The sequence below is a fragment of the Campylobacter concisus genome, assembly GCF_015230015.1.
Taxonomy (GTDB): domain Bacteria; phylum Campylobacterota; class Campylobacteria; order Campylobacterales; family Campylobacteraceae; genus Campylobacter_A; species Campylobacter_A concisus_AF.
Window position 1 is genome coordinate 1 of record NZ_JAAKZC010000022.1, and the last position, 17,736, is coordinate 17,736.

Genomic DNA, 17,736 nt, shown 5'->3' on the forward strand with positions numbered 1-17,736 from the left:
CCAAGACAACCAAGACAACCAAGACAACCAAGACAACCAAGACAACCAAGACAACCAAGACAACCAAGACAACCAAGACAACCAAGACAACCAAGACAACCAAGACAACCAAGACAACCAAGACAACTAAGACAACCAAGACAACTAAGACAACCAAGCCCAGATAAAAACAGATAAATTTAACTAGAAATTTTCACAAAATTAGCAAAAAATTTATGTCGAAGTATAAAAATGGCCTTAAACTAAGCCATTTTTAAGTACAAAAACGATCTATATTAAATTTAAAAGTAAATTTGACCAAGCCAAAAAGAATAAATTTAAATTTTACAGACGAAATTTACCCCAAATAAAGCGCCAAAAGGATTTAAAATTTAGCCTCGGCTCTTATCTCATTTAGCTTTTTTACAGCCTCTTCAAAGTCGTCAGAGCTTACGAAAACATCAATGTTTTCATTTTTCTTATAGACCTTGTCGTAGTATTTTGTGAGTAAAATTTCAGCCACTTTGGCGATGTCGTTTTCGTTAAATTTAGCCACCGCCTCATCTCTAGCCTCTTTGTCGATAAAGGGCGAAATTTTCTTTATACACTCATCAAAAAAGGCTTTATCCACGCTTTTATAGTCGCTTGTGATGCAAGAAATTCTATTTTCTAAACTTGCGCTAACCTCAACACAGATGCCGCAACGCATCGCCTCATAAAGGCTTTTAGGGAGTGTTAGCGAGCCGATCCTTCTGCTCTCGCCCTCAATAAAGCAAATTTGATCTTTTAGTGTGATGAGCTTCTCAAAGAGCGCATCTTCAAAGCTTTTTTGACTAGGCTGCGCGCCGTTTATCGCGCCAAAGACTGAACCTAGGTGATTTGCCATCACTTCAAGGTCGATTGACGGCGAGAGTGCCCTTATTAGCTTACTTTTGTAACAGCCAGTGTTGCCAAAAAGAGTGATAAATTTCGTGCTTAAAGGACGCTCTAGAAATTCTAAAACGTGATTTCTATAAGCCTTATAGCCGCCATTTAGTCTATAAATTCTATATCCGATCATGCTTAGCACATAGGCAACCGAGCTTGATCTAAGTCCGCCCTTTGCGCAGTATATCCCAACTGCTGAGCCAACCTTAGCCCTTTTATAGACCTCGTCGATGATATTTTGCAAATTTTTGCAGATATATTTTGCACCAAGGCTCTTGGCTAGGGCCCTGTCGCTTTTATAGATAGTGCCAACCTCTTTGTGCTCAGCATCATCAAGCGCGTATAAATTTAGAGCATCTTTTATGTGCGAGTAGGCATACTCATGCGGCGATCTAGCGTCTATTAGGACTTCAAAGTCGCCTCTTTTTTCAAGCCACTGCTCTATATCAAGCTCAAATAACGCCACTAAAAGCCTTTTTTAGCTTTTGATAAAGCGGATGAAACGGCGTGCCATTTACTCTCACATCGGCGATCGTTGTGATGAAATTTGTATCCCCGCTCCATCTTGGCACAAGGTGATAGTGCACGTGCTCAGCTATGCCAGCGCCTGCTGCCTTACCTAAATTCATACCGATATTTACGCCTTGAGCGTGAAGCTCACGCTTTAAAATTTCAACCCCAAGCCTTACAAATTTACTCATCTCAAACCACGTCTGCTCGTCAAGTTCCTCGATCTTGTCAGTGTGGTGATTTGGTATGATCATAAAGTGTCCTGGAGAATACGGATATAAATTCATGATCCCAAAGCAGTGCTTAGCACGAAAAAGCACGCCATTTTTCTCGTCGTCCTCTTTTGAGTTTATGATCTCGCAAAAGACGCAACTATCTTTTTTTGCGCTGAAATACTCGCTTCTCCAAGGGGCACAAAGGTGCTGCATCACTCGCCCTCCTTTATCTTTTTAACGGCATTTTTTATATCATCTTGCCTCATGAAATGCTCTCCGATCAAGAAAGCATCAACTCCGATCTTACTTAGCTCGCAAAGCTGCTCACGCTCGTAAAGTCCGCTTTCGGCGACTATTATCTTGCCATTTGGCAAAAGCGGCACGAGCTTCTCGCAAAGGCTCATATCCATCGTAAAATCATCTAAATTTCTATGATTTATCCCTATTATATTTGCTCCTGCAAAGACCGCCTTTTTCACATCGCTCGCGTCATGGGTCTCCACTAAGACCTCAAGCCCCAAGTGGTGCGCGTACTCAAGTAGCTCTTTTAGCTCGCCTTGTGTTAGCGCTTTGGCGATGAGCAGGATAAAGTCCGCTCCATAAACAAGAGCTTCTAAAATTTGATACTTATCAACGATAAAGTCTTTTCTAAGGATAGGCCTTGAGGCGTATCGGCGAACCTGAGTGATATACTCTATGTCGCCTTTAAACCAGTGAGGCTCTGTTAGGATACTAAAGGCATTTGCGTACTGCTCGTACTCTTGCGCGATCTTGATCGGCTCGAAGTCCTCTCTTATCACGCCTTTGCTTGGGCTTGCTTTTTTTATCTCGGCTATTATCTTTATAGGCTCATCTTTACTTGATCTAAGTGCGCTTAGAACATCTCTTGGCACGTATGGGTTGTATGCGAGCGATCGGCCCAGCCACTCCATAGGAAAGTCTGCCTTGCGTTTTTCTAGATCCTCTTTTGTCTTTTTTATAATCTCATCAAGTATCATTTTTTAAGCCTTTTGTTTAAATTTATTATGCAGCGCTCGATGAGGTGCAAGTGCTCTTTTGCCTCTTTTGAAGCCTTAAAATCAACATCTTTCATCGCGTGCATCATTATGCCCTTTGCCTTTTTGCACTCGCCAAGCTTAAAATAACCCCACGCTAGCGAGTCCTCATAGTAAGGCGAGTCTGGCGAGATCTCAAGCGCTTTTTGCACCATCTCTACGCCCTTTCTAGGGTCTATCTCGTGATCAATGAGCAAATAGCCATAGTAGTTAAAAAACATATCATTATTAAGCTTTGGCACGCTAGCTTCAAATTTATCCAAGATATCAGCGATCTTTTTCTCATCCAGACTATCTTTATTCATCTCATACTCATAAATGGCGGCCTTTGCTAAGAAATTTAGATCCCTGCTATCGTTATAAATTTTAACCGCCAAAACGTATGCATCGCCAAAATTTCCAGTTGCAGCGTAAAGATCCATAAGCGTGGCGTCGTTGTAGCCATATTTTTTCAAAATTTCAATAGCCGCTTTGAAATTTTTAGCATAGACAAAATACTGCACGATCTTGTCAAGATAAGAGGTGTCGTGAGTGATGTCGTAGATCTCTTCAAAAAGCTCGATCACCTTTGGGAAATTTCTTTGCTGAGAGTAAATTTCAGCCAAAAGCTCGCATGTTTTGACCGTGCAGCCCTGCTCTTCACGGAATTTCTCGAGGTACTTTGTCGCATCATTTACATTATCCATGCGGTTTAAAAGGATATCAACTATGCGGAGTAAATTCTCCTCTTCAGGCTTTAGCGAGTATGCCTCTTCGAAGTATTTTAGTGCCGTTACCGTATCATTTTGCATCATGCAAATTGTGCCAAGCATGAGCAAATTTTGAGCATTTGGCTCTTTTGTGGCAAGCTCTTGCATTAGCTCTTTTGCCTCGTTTAGCTTAGAGAGATTGACTAAATTTGCCACTTTGATCCTGATAAAGTCGCTATCGTCTTTTAAGCTCTTCTCGCCCTCAGCCATGAGACTATCTAAATTTTCATTTTTTGTGGCAAACGCTAGCTTGATCGCCTCTTTTAGATAGGTCTTTTCATTTGTCTCTTTAAAAAGCCCTAGATAGGTCTGGATACTAGCATTTACATCGCCACTATCTTGCGAGATGAGAGCTTGCATTAGGCGTAAATTTACACTTTTGTTATCATCTGCAAGTAGATGCATGGTAAAAAATACGCTTATAAAAATTATTAAAATTTTACGCCAATGCATTCTGCTTTTAGCTCCTTTAAGTTTTTTTTAAAATAATCCCAAAATGGGAAGGTCCTGCACTGCTTAGGTCTTAGCTCATAAACCGAGCAGTTTTTATTATTTTCATCAAAAAATATGCAAGCAAAACCATCATCATAAGGCTTTTCTTTGATGCTTCGCCTAAGCCCAACATGTATTAAAAATTTGCTCTCAAACTCATCTTTTGACATATCAAAAGCGGAGCAAAATTTTAAAATTTCACCCTCATCTATCCAGATGTAGCCGCTCTCGCCAGTGCAGCATTTGCCTCCACAACTTTCGCAAAAGCTAGGATCAAACTCATAGCTAAAACCCTCAGCCCTCACGCTATCTCCTTGTAAGAGACGCTGTTTGTATCTGCTTTTTTAAAGATCTCGCTTACCTCTTTCGTGTGCGCGCCATCTTCGCTCATCACAAGAGGCGGCAGGACTTTTAGCTTTGAGTTTGAGTTGTTTCGCACTTCAAGCAAAGCCAAATTTGCTGGCTTATCCTTTTTAGTATGGACAAATTTTAAGCTCACCAAATTTAGCTTATACTCTTTTAAGCATGCCGCTATCTCGCTAAGATCATCTGGCGCATAGCAAAAAAATGCCCTTTTATGTGGCTTTAAATTTACGCTTATGCCTCTTATAAAATCCTTTAAACTTAGTGAGCTTGCATATCTGCTAACTTTTATGTGCTCATTTTGGCTTTTTGTAACACCGTCATGATAAAAGGGCGGATTTGAGATGATTAGATCAAATTTCTCACTATCTTTAAAATTTGCAAAATCAGCCGTTATAGCTCTAGCCTCTAAACAGTTGCTCTTTGCGTTAAAGCTAGAAATTTCGCTATTTAGCTCCAAAAGATCAAGCATGTTTAGATCTATCTTTTTAAAATCACGCTTAAGCAAAAGTCCAAGTATCCCGCACCCTGCTCCAACGTCCAAAACTCTGCCATAAATTTCGCCAAAGCTTGCGCAAATAAAATCATAAAGAACGAGCGTATCGCTGTTGTAGCGATAGCCATTTTCAAGCTGAGCTAAGATCATCTATAAACCTTGATGATAAAGCCGCGTGTCACATCTTTTACGATCACTTCGGAGCTAAAGCTGATCCTTGCAAAGTCGCCAAATTCCTCTTTTATAAGCTCAGCAGCTGCCTTTGCACGCTCTTTACCAACGCCGTAATTTACGTAGTTATTTAGCTTGCCAAGGTCATCTTTTTTGATATTTTGAGCGACATTTGATGGGATGACAAAATTTTTCTTATCCACGATCGGGATGATCTCATACATGTAGTTTGAGTTAAATCTCTGCAAAAACTCGCTCACTCTGTTTTTGCACATTATGCTCACCTTGTCCTTTGCGTCCATGTCGTCACACTCGATGCTAGAGATGAGGACGAGCTTTGTTGGGGTCTCAGGCTTGGTCGTAGCTTGCAAGATATTTTTTAAATTTACATTTTCATTTTCAAGCTCGTCTTGTCTGTTTAAATTTTGCTCGATATCTTTTTGAAGCTCGATGATCTGGGCATTTACAGCTCCGCCTTTATGACCGCTCGAGCTTAGCTCACTTATCTTTGAATTTAGCCGCTCGATCGTCTTGTTGCTCTCGTTTAGCTTTTGCTTTGCATTTTCTAGTTCATTTTGCAAGCTTAGTAAATTTTTGCCGCCACTTTTGTTGTTATCGGTTAAAAAGGTTGAAGTATCAACTATCTTTTTTTGTAGCATGTTTATCTGCTGGCGCAAAATCTCATAGTTTTGCATATCGATCTTTAGCGTTCTTTTTTGAGTTTCTAGCTCATTTTGCTTGGAGAGGAGCATCTGGCTTGTCTTTGTGACATTTTCTTCAAGCTCTTTTATCTTCGCATCTTTTAGATCAAGCTTAGCGCTTAAATTCTTTAGCTCACCCTCGTTTGAGCCAAGTTTTTGTGACTGCAAAGAGATGGTTTGGTTTTGATCAAATAGCGTTTTTATAAATTTAGTTGTCTTTGTGTCAAGCGCTTTTAGCTCTTCTTGGCTCTTTTTAAAGCTCTCTTCGCTTAAACTTAGCTTTTTACTTAGCTCATTTAGAGTTGAGTTTGCATCTAAATTTTGCTTTTCAAGCTTTTTATTTAGAGCATTTGCCCTCTCAAGCTCTTTTTTAAGTGAGCTTATATTTTCATTTGCAAGCTTGTTCTCTTGCTCGCTTTTTAAACTCTTTTGTTTTAGATCATCAAAGCTTTTATGAAGTGCCGCAAGCGAGGCATTTAGCTCTAAATTTTTGCCATTATAGCTTTGCGCCATTAGATCTTTTGAGTTTAGGTTTTTCTTGATCTCTTCAAGCTCGTAAATTCTATCTTTTAGTGCAGTCTTGTTTGACTCAAGAGCCTCCTGCAGATCGATTATCTTATTTGCCTTTTTAGAAAGCTCATCCTCCATAACGCTCTTTTGCGTCTCAAAGCCATCATTTAGCGCATTTATCTCTTTTTCGTAGCTAAATTTTTGAGTATCGGCGTCATTTTTAACTCGCTCGATCTCCTCTTTTAAAAGCAAAATTTCTTTTTTCTCGCCTCTATCTTTTTCATTTTGAGCTTTTTCATACTCTTTTATAAGAGCTTCTTTTTGCGCAAGTGTCGCGTTTAGCTCGTTATTTTGCTCTTTTAAAGCAGTGTAGTTTGCCTCAAAGCTCTCTTTAAATTTATTAAAGCTGGCCTTGGCATCTTTAAGTTTGCTCTCATCGCCATTTCTAGCGTCATTTATCGCATTTTCAAGGTCGATTATCTTTTTCTCGTAAGCCTTTGAGCTCTCTATCATATCGGCCTGCGCTTCATTTAGGCGCTTTGTCAAAGCTTGGATATTTTCAAAGTGTTGTGCCTCAAGCTCACCAAGAGCCTTTTGATTTTTTTCTACTATCTCGTTTTTTTCATTTTCGATATTTCTTTTCATCTCTGAAATTTTGCTTATGAAGTCTAAATTTTTCTCGCTCATATCGACATTATCAGCGGCTAAAATTTCATTTTTCTTGCTTAGCTCGCGCACTTGCTCTTGAAGCTCTTTTACATTGTTTGATAAATTTAGATCCTTGTCATCAACAAAATTTTGCATGTAGCTCTTTGGCGTGATGTAGCCGCCATACTCGTAAAGATCGTCTTTGCTTACATATCTTTGCTTCTCTTCTTCAGGGAGATCATCAAAATTTATAGAGTAAATCGTTTGATTAGTATCTTTTGGCGCCTCGTCCTCTTTTTGAAATTTCAAAAACGAGAGAGAAAAGCCAGCTATCAGACAAACAATAGCTAGTGCGATTTTATTTATCAAGCTTGTGCCTTGCCTTTTAAGATATCTTTGATAACGCTATGAGCATGATTTAGTCCGACTACTATCGAGCCACCATTTTTTAAAACGATGTCGCCTCCCACATATAGTCCTGGTACGCTACTTTGGTAATTGCTATCAACTATCGGAGTGCCTTTTTCATCAGTTTTTATCTGACATTTTTGTAAAAAATCAACCGGACTTGAGCCACCGATCGCATAAACAACCCTGTCATAGACACGAATTTTGCCATTTTCATAATGCACTCTTACCTTGCCTGATTCGTTATCGATCTCGGTTATATCGTGATTTAGTCTTACTTTTATCTTATTGTGCTTCTCAAGCTCCCAAAGAGCGCTTAAATTTGTCTCATTTACACGGCTAAATTTATCTTTTCTGTAAGCGATCGTCGTTTTATTATACTGACAAAGCTCGATAGCATACTCAACTGCGGAGTTGCCACCGCCCACAACTAGCACTTTTTCGCCGTTTGTGCAGTTATCAAGGTTAAAATTTATAACTGAATTTAGTGATGGCGGGATCTTATAGTCAGGTTTGTTTGGTCGTCCCATTTTGCCGATAGAGACCATCACGTTTTTGGCTTCATAGACAGCTTTTGAGGTAGTTACTTTAAAGATTTCGCCCTCTTTTTTTACGCTTTCGACCTCAGAATTAAAAAACGCCTCGATATTCTCAGAGTCAAGTAGCTTGTCAAAATAATCAAGCGTGCTCTCTTTTGTGCCATCTTCAAACGAAACTAGCCCATGTATCGTGCTATCTTGCCCTTTATACTCTTTATCTACGCGTTTATTGTCTTTATAAAATTTTCTGATCGTTTGGCTGTGGTTGTCACCTTTTTCAAGGAGCAAAACATTACTTAAGCCATTTCTTTTAGCCTCAACTACGCTAGCTATGCCACAAGGTCCGCCGCCAACTACTATTAGATCATAAATATTTGCCATATTTTTCTCCAAATTTTATAAATTTTTAAGCTTTTTTAACTAGATCAGCCATCAAAAATGCAAGCTCTAAAGCCTGATCAGCATTTAGTCTTGGATCGCACTGCGTCTCATATCTCTCTTTTAGCGAGCTTTCAGTGATGTTTAGCGCGCCACCGGTGCACTCTGTCACATCTTTGCCAGTCATCTCAAGATGCACGCCACCTGCTCTTGTGCCCTCGGCTTTATGAATTTCAAAAAAGCTTCTAACCTCGCTTAAAATTTTACTAAATTCACGAGTTTTGTAGTTGTTCGAGGCTTTAACGGTATTGCCATGCATAGGATCGATACTATAAACGATATTTAGCCCCTCGCGCTTTAGCTCTCTTAAAATTTTAGGTAAATTTTCGCCGATCTTATCAGCGCCCATTCTGATTATCACATTTAGTCTGCCAGCTTCATTTTCTGGATTTAGCTTATTTGCGAGCGCGACAATGTCTTCAGCTTTTGCGCTTGGTCCGATCTTTACGCCGATAGGGTTTTTCACACCACTCAAAAAATGCACATGAGCGTCATTTATACCACGCGTTCTCTCACCTATCCAAAGCATATGAGCCGAGCAGTCGTACCACTCGCCACTAAGGCTATCAACCCTAGTTAGCGCCTCTTCATAAGGCAAAAGTAGCGCCTCGTGAGATGTATAGACTGCTGTTTGATTTATCGCTGGAGTGTTTGCTGAAGTGATGCCACAAGCTGCCATGAAAGATAGAGTTTTTGTTAGATCGTCAGCTAGTTTTGCGTATTTCTCGCCGATCTCTGGCTTTTTCACAAAGCCTAAATTCCACTTATGTACCTGATGAAGGTCTGCCAAACCTCCTCTTGAAAAGGCTCTTAAGAGGTTCATCGTAGAAGCACTTTGATAGTAGGCCTCTATCATGCGTTTTGGGTCGGCAACTCTAGCTTTTTCGTCAAATTCAAAGCCATTTATGATGTCGCCTCTATAGCTTGGCAATTTAACACCATTTACCTCTTCATAATCGCTACTTCTAGGCTTTGCAAACTGCCCTGCTACGCGGCCTACTTTGACCACTGGACAGCCACCGCCAAAGGTTAAAACTATCGCCATTTGAAGTAGGACTTTAAACATATCTCTGATGTTGTTTGCATTAAAATTTGAAAAGCTCTCAGCACAGTCGCCACCTTGAAGCAAAAATGCCTCGCCGTTGCAAACTTTCGCAAGCTCATCTTTAAGACTTCTAGCCTCGCCAGCAAAGACCAAAGGCGGAAGTGTTTTTAGCTTTTCTTCGGTCTCTTTTAGCTCTTTTAAATTTGGATAAGTTGGTTGTTGTAAGATGTTAAATTCTCTCCAACTATCTCTGTTCCAAGTCATAAATTTTCCTATTTTTTTCCTTAATTTAGCGCTGATTATATCACGCAAAACTTAAAAAATAAAAGCCATTAATGGGTTATTAAAGATATTTTACATACAATCGCTACTTTAAATTTACCCAGAAAAAGAGAAGATTTTTTTCATGATAAAAGGCATTTTTTATTCGCTTTTGGCATCAGTTTTATTTAACTGCATCTACTACATGTCAGTGCTCATGAACCCCATCAACACACAAGCTCTTATTGGATACCGCATGATCTTTGCCATGCCTTTTGTCATCGCCGCCATTTTTTTGTTAAAACAGCAGCGAAATTTCAAATTTTTACTTCTAAAAATAAAGCTAAAACCTAAAATTTTACTAGTTTTGCTTGCTACCTCGCTCATCGTCTCATTTCAGATGTGGCTCTATCTCTGGGCTCCAAGTAACGGCGCAGCGCTAAAAGTCTCGATAGGCTACCTCATCATGCCAATAGTCATGGTCCTTTTTGGACGGATATTTTTCAAAGAGCACCTCTCAAAAACAAAGTTAGCATCGATATTTTTCGCTGCCCTTGGCGTCTTTAGCACAGCTATACTAAGCGGTGGCATCTCGTGGGAGAGCGCTGTAGTTTTTTGCCTTTATCCAGTCTATTTTACCATTAGAAAGTACTACAACCTTGCAAATTTCTCAAGCTTTGTTATCGAGATAATTTTTATGTTTTTATTCTCATTTTATTTTGCGCTCACAGCCGATATGGACTACGTAATGAGCCAAAATCCAAACATCTACTATCTGCTCATCTTGCTTGGTGCTATCAGCGGCATAGCCCTCATCGCCCAGATCCTCTCAAGCACGCTCGTGCCGATAAATGTCCTTGGTCTGCTTACATATTTTGAGCCTATAATGATGCTTTTTGTCTCCTTTGCCATCGGCGAGAGACTGGAGAAAAGCTCATACTTTTTGATGATCTGCCTAGCCATCTCTGTCACGCTTTTGATGATAGATAGTATAAATTCTATAAAAGGCAACAAAAATACCAAGACTAAATGAGAGCCAAAAAGGCGTTATTCTCGCGCTTAGCGCCTTTTTTATGTGGGGCTTTTTGGCGGTTTATTTCAACCTCTTTAGCAAAGAGGTGGACGCTTATGAAATTTTAGCCCACAGGATCATCTGGTCTTTTTTTCTAATGGCAGCAGTGCTTTGCATTAATGGCAAAATGGGCGAAATTTTTGCGCTTCTTAAAGATATCCGCTCACTAAAGGCTCTATTTTTAAGTGGTATTTTTATCACCATAAACTGGGGCGTTTATGTCTATGCGGTGGGTAGCGGCAAAATTTTAGACACGAGTTTGGGATATTTTATAAATCCCTTGATAAGCATGCTCCTTGGCGTCATCGTCTTTAAAGAGCGCCTAAGCAAAGCTAGCGCCATAGCCGTTTGTATCGTCATCGCAGCTGTCTGCGTACAAATTTACGCCAAAGGTGGCCTGCCACTTGTCTCTATCATCTTGCCACTTTCGTTTGGATTTTACGCGATGGTTAGAAAGATGGCGAAGATTAGCGCATTTAATGGGCTTTTTATTGAAACATTTTTTATGTTTCCATTTGCGCTTGGCTACGTTTTATGGCTGGTTTTTCACTCACAAAGCCACTTTGGACTAAATAAAGACTCACTTTTAATGATCGCTTCAAGCATAGTAACCATCGTGCCACTTGTCGCATTTAACGCAGCTACGACAAGGATAAATTTAACGACGATTGGCTACTTGCAATACATCTCACCAACCATCGCGATCCTTTGTGCGGTCTTCATTTACGGCGAAATTTTAGACGGCTACAAGGTCATCTCATTTTGCATGATCTGGCTGGCACTTGCGATAATTAGCGTAGATAAATTTAGAAAAAGGAGTAAAAATGAATAGCGTTACGATCTATTTGCTGCTTGCATTTTTTGCGGCGCTTATTTTATATTTTCAGATACAAAAACTAACCAAAAAACTTGACGATGAAGGAGCGGTACCTGCATATCAAAAAGCTGCACAAGAGGTTTTGCAAAATTTAAATAACGCTGAGAAATACCCTAAATTTTGCAATGTCATCTTAAAAAAGATAAACGCTCTAAGGCAAGACATACTCTTTGAAGATGCGCTAAATGAGGCTAGCGACAAAGACAAAGCACTGGATCAGCTCGAGCAGACAAGAGATAAGGTCGAGGTGCTTTTGAAAAAAGAAAACGCAAACTGGGAGAGCGAACTAGTTGAAATTTTAGACGAGATCGATGGCTTTGTGAAGGCAAATTTCAAAAACGGCGAAGATAGAGCCGAGGAGCTAAGAGACGAACTAAAAAAAGAATTTGATGGGTTGTGAAAGTGGCTCAGGCATTTTAGGCAAGTTCTAAATTTTACATCTAGAATATTGATTTTTACTCAAATTTACATTTATTAATTGAGTAAATTTAAACTAATTAGAGCCAAATTTAAAGCTTCGCTTTTAGAGCCATTATCCTCCTATATGAAGCATCTATCCGCTCTTTGCTGATCTTTTTCTCATTTACAGCATCAATTATGATCTGAGTGATCAGATCGGCTGTTCTTTGGTTATTTATCTTAAACTCGCTAAAGAGCAAGATATCACCACCTGCGTTTATAAATTTCACCACCTTTTGTGCCAAAGCCTCGTCGCCAACGCCTTTCATCAGCATATCATCGCTGATGACCACGCCATTAAATTTAAGCTCATTGCGAAGCAGATCAGTTATGATTTTTTTAGAAAGTGTGGCTGGATTGTCCTCGTCTATGCCTTTTACAAAAAGGTGTCCGACCATGATGATCTGCGCTCTACCTGTGCTTATAGCGTCTTTGTATGGCAGAAGTGCATCTTTACTTAGCGTGATCTCGCTCTTATTTTTATGTGAGTCCTCTTTTGAGCTACCATGCCCCGGGAAGTGCTTAAGCGTCGTTAGAATGCCCTGCTCTTTAAACGCGTCCATAAAGGCATCAGCGTAGATCACAACCTTGCTTGCATACTCACTAAACGCCCTTTGCTTAGCGGCGATGATCGGCGAGTTTTCATCATGCAGATCGACCACTGGGGCGAAATTTAAATTTATGCCGCACTCTTTTAAATTTATAGCCATTTTTGAGTAGAGATCATAGGCACTTTTGATATCAAGCGTGCTTGCGACCTCGTATGCGCTAGGATATGGACCATCAAAGCTCTTGTCCTTCATGCGGCTTACGTTACCGCCCTCTTCGTCGATAGCGATGAAAATTTTAGGGCTTTTCTCTTTGATCGCCTTTATACTAGCTTTTAGCTGGGCTTTGCTGGTGACATTTCTGCCAAGTAGCATCACACCGCCAAATCTCTCGTACCCAGCATCGCTTAACATCGCGCGAAACGCAGCGTCTTTTGTGCTAGCGCCGTTAAAGCCGACCATTATCATCTGCGAGACCTTGACCCTTAGGCTCACTTCTGCGCCATTTAGCCCAAGAGTAAAAATAGCCATAAAAATTATAAATTTAAAAGCTCTCATCTTCTTCCCAAAAGCGATTTAACGCTCTCAAAAACATCTTTACCATTTAGCATATTTTCAACCTCGCTAGCGATAGGCACATATATGCTCTTTTCTTTAGCGATCTTGCTAATAGCCCTTGCAGTATCGACACCCTCGGCCACCTCGCCAAGCTCATTTAAAATTTTCTCTAGTCTCTCGTGCCTTGCGATGCCAAGACCTACGCGGTAGTTGCGTGAGAGTATCGATGAAGCGGTTAAAAACAGGTCCCCTGCGCCACTTAGCCCCATAAATGTCTCATCTTTTGCGCCAAAAAATTTGCCAAATCTAGCCATCTCGACAAGCCCACGTGAAATGAGACTTGCCCTTGCGTTGTTGCCAAGACCAAGTCCGTCGCAGATACCACCAGCTATGGCGATCACGTTTTTATAGGCTCCGCACACCTCAGCGCCGATCACATCATCAGATGTGTAGGCTTTCATGTAGCTTGGGAAAAATGAGGCAAATTTTAAAGCTAAATTTTGATTTTTAGAATTTACCACCAAGGCACAAGGCAGCTTTTGCATGATCTCTTTTGCAAAGGTTGGCCCTGAGAGAAAAGCCAAATTTTCACTATCCACAAAATCCTCGTAAATTTCATTTAGAAATTTAAGATTTGCCGTGTCTATGCCCTTGCTGGCGACTAGTATCTTTTGACCTTTGTTTTTGTAGTTTTGTTTTAGCCATAAATTTGTAGCTTGCGTTGGGATCGTGCAGACTAGGTACTCGCACTCCAAAGCCTCCTCTAAGCTTACAAAATTTGGCATCTCTCTTGGCGTTCTTGAGCTGATGACGCACTCATTATTTTCACTAAAAGCGTGAAATAGCGCACTGCCCCACTTGCCAGCTCCGATGACTGCTATGCTCATTTTAGCCCTTTTTTAGCCTATTTTGGCCTTTAAAAGCTCATTGACCTTGCCTGGGTTAAAGGCGCCTTTGCCCTCTTTCATCACCTGACCGACAAAGAAGCCAAACATCTTATCTTTGCCGTTTTTATACTCTTCGACTTTGTCGGCGTTTGCAGCCAAAATTTGATCTATGATCGCGATGATCGCTGAGTCGTCGCTCACTTGTTTTAAGCCAAGCTTTTCGATGACGCTATCAATGTCCGCGTCGTTTTCCATAAGGTAGTCTAGTACCTCTTTTGCAGCTTTGCCGCTTATCGTGCCGTCTTCTATGCGTTTTAGTAAATTTATCATCTTAGCGCTACTAACTGGGCTTGTCTCGATCGTCACGCCGTTATTTAAGCGACCAAGAAGCTCAACTATGAGCCACGTAGTAGCTAGCTTTGGAGAAATTCCAGCAGCGATGAGCTCTTCAAAATATCTAGCCATCTCAACGCTTTGAGTTAAATTTAAGGCATCGCTCTCTTTTACGCCTAGCTCGCTAACATATCTTGCCACCTTTTGCTCGGCAAGCTCTGGGATTTTGATCGCTTCGTTATACATCTCTTCTGGCACTTCAACAGGCAGCAAGTCAGGGTCAGGAAAATACCTATACTCCGCGCTATCCTCTTTGCCACGCATAGATCTTGTTACTAAATTTGTCGTGTCAAAGAGCCTTGTCTCTTGATAGACTTCTTCGTCATATTTGCCATCTTCCCAAGCTGCACTTTGGCGCTCTACCTCGTAGTCGATCGCTTTTTGGATAAATTTAAATGAGTTTAGGTTTTTTATCTCAACCCTTGTGTAAAGCTTGGTGTCGCCTTTTGGACGGATAGAGACGTTTGCATCGCAGCGAAAGCTACCTTCTTGCATATTTGCGTCGCTGATGTTTAAAAAGCGAAGGATCGAGTGCAATTTTTTAAGATAAGCCACTGCCTCGTCGCTACTTCTAAGGTCTGGCTCGCTAACTATCTCAAGAAGCGGCGTGCCGGCTCTGTTTAGATCGACCAAACTCTCGTTTTCTTCGTGGATATTTTTGCCAGCGTCCTCTTCAAGGTGCGCTCTGGTTACGCCGATGCGTTTTTTAATGCCGTTTACGTCGATGATGAGCTCGCCACCTTCTACGATAGGTATCTCAAACTGTGAAATTTGATATGCCTTTGGAAGGTCTGGATAGAAGTAGTTTTTTCTATTAAAGACTGATTTTTTATTGATTTTAGCGTTTATCGCTGTGCCAAAGCTAATCGCCTTTTTAACAGCCTCTTTGTTTAGCACAGGCAAAGCCCCTGGTAGAGCTAGGCAGGTCGGACAAACGTGAGTGTTTGCCTCGTCACCAAAGCTAGTCGAGCAAGAGCAGAAAATTTTAGTTTTTGTATTAAGCTGAGTATGAACTTCTAAACCGATAACGACTTCAAACATATTTTTACCTTTAAATTTATGCAAATTTTTAGTGCGTATTTTAGCGATACTTTCTTTTAAAATATCTAAAGGAGAGCTTTTAAGGAAATTTAAAAACACTAACAATTCGTAACATAAAAGTGGAAATTTCAAATTTAAAATTAAATATTTTTCGTAAGAAAAAAATAATATAGCTATAATAAAAAAAGAGAAAATTTTATGAAAGGAGCTTGTATGAGCGACAAAGAAAATGTTGTTTTAGAAGATGGCGAACGCATGCTATCTCCGGTTCCAATGTCTGAGCGACGCCCGACATTTAACCAGATAATGGTCTGGGTAGGTTTTGGCTACGTCGTTACTGGACTTTTCATAGGTGGCGTTCTAGCCGGTTTTGGCGGAAAACCTGGCGTCTCACCTCAAACTGCCCTTTGGGCGATCATTTTAGGTATGGGCTCGCTAAGTATCATCACTGCACTACTTGGCATAATGGCTCAAAAAACTGGTATGAGCCTAGCTCTAGTTTCTAGGTACTCTTACGGCATAAAAGGCGCAAATTTGCCAATGATCATCATGGCACTGCTCACACTTGGCTGGTTTGCCAGCATCACTGGCATGGTCGGTCAAATTTGGGGTTCATTTATAGGCAACCCAAGTGGCGTCATCGTCTTTGACCCAGCAAATTTTGGCTACAAAGATATCGCGCCGATCACGCTTGAAGTATTTTTATTTTGCTTCATCTTTGGCATTATATTTACCATCACAGCCTATGTTGGTATCAAAGCCATCGAGGCTATCGCTATCCCTATAAGCCCTATTATCTTGATCATCGCAGTCTATGTTGGCTACGAGATGTTAGCAGAAGGTGGCGGAGCTGCGGCCTTTTTAGAAAAGACCAAAAATATACAAGGCCTTGGGCTTGGAAACGCCATCACTGCTGTCGTTGGTAGCTGGATAGCAGGAGCTGTTATGGGCGTTGATCTATTTAGATTTAACAAATCGGTAAAAGCTGTCATTGCAGGTGTCGTGGCTTGTTTTATACTAACAAACCCTCTTTTAAACATAGTTGGCTACATCGGCGCAGTAAGCGTTGGTCAGTTTAACTACGTAGAGTGGATGCTAACAAAGTCAGCCCTTTTAGCTATCATCGGTGTCATCGCTTGGACAGCATCGCTTTGGACTACAAATAATGCCGAGCTATACTGCAACTCGCTATATACCGGTCCGGTACTTTCAAGCATAAATTTAAACATAAATAGAAAAAAACTAGTGTTAATCGCTGGCGTAGTAGGCACTGTGCTTGGTTCATTTGCCTTTTATCAAATGTTTTTTGCGTCATTTATCACGATACTTGGCACATTTGCTCCGCCTCTTGCTGGTCCGTTAATAGCTGATTATTACATCATCAAAAAAGGAAAATACGACATCGCTAAATTTAACAGCGAACCAGACTATCACATGGCTGGCGTTATTTCATTTGTTATAGGTGCTTTGCTTGGATTTATCTTCCAGTACTATTTGCCGCTTCCATTTGACCTACCATCAGGTCTTGTAGCGTTAGTTATTACGATTATTATCTATCCGATATTTTATAAATTTTTTAACAAGGAGATGAGATGAAAAAGGTAGTTTTGAACGAATTTAGCGCAAGAGAGCTAAAGCAAAAATTTGAGGCGCACGAGATAGATAGCGCTATCACAACCTTTGGTAGCTGCGAGAGCCACGGCTGGCACCTGCCACTTGGGCCTGATCTTTTTGTGCCTGAAGAGATCGCAAAAAGAGCAGCTCTAAGACTTGGAAAGACTATCGTTGTTCCAGGCGTGCCTTTTGGTACATCTATCCACTACAACCAATTTCCTATGTCAGTCACTCTTAGATTTGAAACCACGATAGCGATCGCTGAAGACATTTTTGAGAGCCTTATAAATAACGGCATAAAACATATCATCATCCTAAATGGCCACGACGGCAACATCCCTGCCCTTGAGATCGCTGCTAGAAAGGTAAAAGATAGACACAAAGACGCTGTTTTGGTCTTTATACCTGCTTGGTGGAATATCACAGGAGCTAGACTAAAAGGTACGTTTGATGTTTGGGACGGACTTGGTCACGGCGGAGAGGGCGAGACTTCTATAACTATGGCGGTTAAGCCTGAGCTTGTAAATTTAGAGTACGCAAAGTCACAAGTGCCTCATGACGTGATTGGTTTTGGCGAGTTTAGCACCATCATCTGGGATATCAAAGAGGTAACAGAGACAGGTGCTACTGGAGATAGCACAAAAGCTAGCCTAGAAAAAGGTCAAAAGATGCTTGATTGCGTGACTGACTACGTTGTCGAGATCGTTGAAAAGCTTGAAAAAATGGGCTGGAAATACGATCACAGAAAATAAATTTATGTGTGCTAGAGATAGCACACAT

Annotated in this window: 17 protein-coding genes; 5 read left to right on the top strand and 12 right to left on the bottom strand. The window is 40.7% G+C overall.

What is annotated here, in order from left to right; all coding sequences use genetic code 11:
- Window positions 1-364: 364 nt before the first annotated feature.
- Genes mnmH through G6W42_RS09615 form a run of 9 tightly spaced genes read right to left on the bottom strand, consistent with a single transcriptional unit; the run spans window position 365 to window position 9,510 of the window.
- Window positions 365-1,372, bottom strand: a complete 1,008-nt coding sequence (gene mnmH / locus G6W42_RS09575; RefSeq protein ID WP_194173824.1) for a tRNA 2-selenouridine(34) synthase MnmH — start codon at window positions 1,370-1,372, stop codon at window positions 365-367.
- Entirely contained in the window at window positions 1,359-1,844 is a 486-nt protein-coding gene (locus tag G6W42_RS09580) for an HIT family protein (RefSeq protein ID WP_087582184.1), read from the bottom strand. Before G6W42_RS09580 ends, mnmH begins: the two co-directional genes overlap by 14 nt.
- A complete protein-coding gene (gene trpC / locus G6W42_RS09585; RefSeq protein ID WP_194173825.1) occupies window positions 1,844-2,629 on the bottom strand; it encodes an indole-3-glycerol phosphate synthase TrpC in 786 nt (261 codons plus the stop codon). The genes G6W42_RS09580 and trpC overlap by 1 nt, the downstream gene beginning before the upstream one ends.
- Window positions 2,626-3,888, bottom strand: coding sequence for a tetratricopeptide repeat protein (locus G6W42_RS09590; protein WP_194173826.1), 1,263 nt, complete (start codon window positions 3,886-3,888; stop codon window positions 2,626-2,628). The genes trpC and G6W42_RS09590 overlap by 4 nt, the downstream gene beginning before the upstream one ends.
- Window positions 3,867-4,232, bottom strand: a complete 366-nt coding sequence (locus G6W42_RS09595; RefSeq protein WP_194173827.1) for a YkgJ family cysteine cluster protein — start codon at window positions 4,230-4,232, stop codon at window positions 3,867-3,869. The genes G6W42_RS09590 and G6W42_RS09595 overlap by 22 nt, the downstream gene beginning before the upstream one ends.
- Window positions 4,229-4,936, bottom strand: a complete 708-nt coding sequence (locus G6W42_RS09600; protein ID WP_194173828.1) for a tRNA1(Val) (adenine(37)-N6)-methyltransferase — start codon at window positions 4,934-4,936, stop codon at window positions 4,229-4,231. The genes G6W42_RS09595 and G6W42_RS09600 overlap by 4 nt, the downstream gene beginning before the upstream one ends.
- Complete coding sequence (locus tag G6W42_RS09605) at window positions 4,933-7,185, bottom strand: hypothetical protein (protein WP_194173829.1); 2,253 nt, start codon at window positions 7,183-7,185, stop codon at window positions 4,933-4,935. The genes G6W42_RS09600 and G6W42_RS09605 overlap by 4 nt, the downstream gene beginning before the upstream one ends.
- Window positions 7,182-8,144, bottom strand: a complete 963-nt coding sequence (locus G6W42_RS09610; RefSeq protein ID WP_194173830.1) for an NAD(P)/FAD-dependent oxidoreductase — start codon at window positions 8,142-8,144, stop codon at window positions 7,182-7,184. Before G6W42_RS09610 ends, G6W42_RS09605 begins: the two co-directional genes overlap by 4 nt.
- Before the next feature lie 25 nt (window positions 8,145-8,169).
- Entirely contained in the window at window positions 8,170-9,510 is a 1,341-nt protein-coding gene (locus tag G6W42_RS09615) for a class II 3-deoxy-7-phosphoheptulonate synthase (protein ID WP_194173831.1), read from the bottom strand.
- Between the two features lie 142 nt (window positions 9,511-9,652).
- Here G6W42_RS09615 and rarD (G6W42_RS09620) point away from each other — a divergent pair, with 142 nt between their 5' ends.
- Genes rarD (G6W42_RS09620) through G6W42_RS09630 form a run of 3 tightly spaced genes read left to right on the top strand, consistent with a single transcriptional unit; the run spans window position 9,653 to window position 11,856 of the window.
- On the top strand, window positions 9,653-10,540 hold the full coding sequence (gene rarD, locus G6W42_RS09620) for an EamA family transporter RarD (RefSeq protein ID WP_194173832.1): 888 nt from the start codon (window positions 9,653-9,655) through the stop codon (window positions 10,538-10,540).
- 16 nt (window positions 10,541-10,556) lie between these two features.
- The gene (rarD, locus tag G6W42_RS09625) at window positions 10,557-11,411 is read left to right on the top strand and encodes an EamA family transporter RarD (RefSeq protein WP_346010473.1); all 855 of its coding nucleotides are present in this window, start codon (window positions 10,557-10,559) and stop codon (window positions 11,409-11,411) included.
- Window positions 11,404-11,856, top strand: a complete 453-nt coding sequence (locus tag G6W42_RS09630; RefSeq protein WP_194173833.1) for a hypothetical protein — start codon at window positions 11,404-11,406, stop codon at window positions 11,854-11,856. Before rarD (G6W42_RS09625) ends, G6W42_RS09630 begins: the two co-directional genes overlap by 8 nt.
- 109 nt (window positions 11,857-11,965) lie before the next feature.
- Here G6W42_RS09630 and G6W42_RS09635 read toward each other — a convergent pair whose 3' ends face one another.
- The 3 genes from G6W42_RS09635 to gatB are packed head-to-tail and all read right to left on the bottom strand — an operon-like array spanning window position 11,966 to window position 15,342.
- Window positions 11,966-13,021 carry a glycoside hydrolase family 3 protein gene (locus tag G6W42_RS09635; protein ID WP_194173834.1) on the bottom strand — a complete coding sequence of 352 codons (1,056 nt, stop codon included), beginning with the start codon at window positions 13,019-13,021 and terminating at the stop codon, window positions 11,966-11,968.
- Window positions 13,018-13,908 (bottom strand): NAD(P)H-dependent glycerol-3-phosphate dehydrogenase, encoded by an 891-nt coding sequence (locus tag G6W42_RS09640; RefSeq protein ID WP_103574175.1) that lies wholly within the window; start codon window positions 13,906-13,908, stop codon window positions 13,018-13,020. Before G6W42_RS09640 ends, G6W42_RS09635 begins: the two co-directional genes overlap by 4 nt.
- 12 nt (window positions 13,909-13,920) lie before the next feature.
- On the bottom strand, window positions 13,921-15,342 hold the full coding sequence (gene gatB / locus G6W42_RS09645; RefSeq protein WP_194173835.1) for an Asp-tRNA(Asn)/Glu-tRNA(Gln) amidotransferase subunit GatB: 1,422 nt from the start codon (window positions 15,340-15,342) through the stop codon (window positions 13,921-13,923).
- A gap of 213 nt (window positions 15,343-15,555) precedes the next feature.
- Here gatB and G6W42_RS09650 point away from each other — a divergent pair, with 213 nt between their 5' ends.
- Together G6W42_RS09650 and G6W42_RS09655 are read left to right on the top strand one after the other, a co-directional pair.
- The gene (locus tag G6W42_RS09650; protein ID WP_194173836.1) at window positions 15,556-16,938 is read left to right on the top strand and encodes a purine-cytosine permease family protein; all 1,383 of its coding nucleotides are present in this window, start codon (window positions 15,556-15,558) and stop codon (window positions 16,936-16,938) included.
- Window positions 16,935-17,708 carry a creatininase family protein gene (locus G6W42_RS09655; RefSeq protein WP_021089789.1) on the top strand — a complete coding sequence of 258 codons (774 nt, stop codon included), beginning with the start codon at window positions 16,935-16,937 and terminating at the stop codon, window positions 17,706-17,708. The genes G6W42_RS09650 and G6W42_RS09655 overlap by 4 nt, the downstream gene beginning before the upstream one ends.
- Window positions 17,709-17,736: the final 28 nt, after the last annotated feature.

Excerpts from the sequence above, each read along its gene's own strand:
- G6W42_RS09635 (WP_194173834.1), bottom strand. The coding sequence starts at position 13,021 with ATGAGAGCTTTTAAATTTATAATTTTTATGGCTATTTTTACTCTTGGG.
- gatB (WP_194173835.1), bottom strand. The coding sequence starts at position 15,342 with ATGTTTGAAGTCGTTATCGGTTTAGAAGTTCATACTCAGCTTAATACA.
- G6W42_RS09655 (WP_021089789.1), top strand. The coding sequence starts at position 16,935 with ATGAAAAAGGTAGTTTTGAACGAATTTAGCGCAAGAGAGCTAAAGCAA.
- G6W42_RS09650 (WP_194173836.1), top strand. The coding sequence starts at position 15,556 with ATGAGCGACAAAGAAAATGTTGTTTTAGAAGATGGCGAACGCATGCTA.
- G6W42_RS09615 (WP_194173831.1), bottom strand. The coding sequence starts at position 9,510 with ATGACTTGGAACAGAGATAGTTGGAGAGAATTTAACATCTTACAACAA.
- trpC (WP_194173825.1), bottom strand. The coding sequence starts at position 2,629 with ATGATACTTGATGAGATTATAAAAAAGACAAAAGAGGATCTAGAAAAA.
- G6W42_RS09640 (WP_103574175.1), bottom strand. The coding sequence starts at position 13,908 with ATGAGCATAGCAGTCATCGGAGCTGGCAAGTGGGGCAGTGCGCTATTT.
- G6W42_RS09590 (WP_194173826.1), bottom strand. The coding sequence starts at position 3,888 with ATGCATTGGCGTAAAATTTTAATAATTTTTATAAGCGTATTTTTTACC.
- rarD (WP_194173832.1), top strand. The coding sequence starts at position 9,653 with ATGATAAAAGGCATTTTTTATTCGCTTTTGGCATCAGTTTTATTTAAC.
- G6W42_RS09630 (WP_194173833.1), top strand. The coding sequence starts at position 11,404 with ATGAATAGCGTTACGATCTATTTGCTGCTTGCATTTTTTGCGGCGCTT.
- G6W42_RS09610 (WP_194173830.1), bottom strand. The coding sequence starts at position 8,144 with ATGGCAAATATTTATGATCTAATAGTAGTTGGCGGCGGACCTTGTGGC.
- G6W42_RS09600 (WP_194173828.1), bottom strand. The coding sequence starts at position 4,936 with ATGATCTTAGCTCAGCTTGAAAATGGCTATCGCTACAACAGCGATACG.
- G6W42_RS09580 (WP_087582184.1), bottom strand. The coding sequence starts at position 1,844 with ATGCAGCACCTTTGTGCCCCTTGGAGAAGCGAGTATTTCAGCGCAAAA.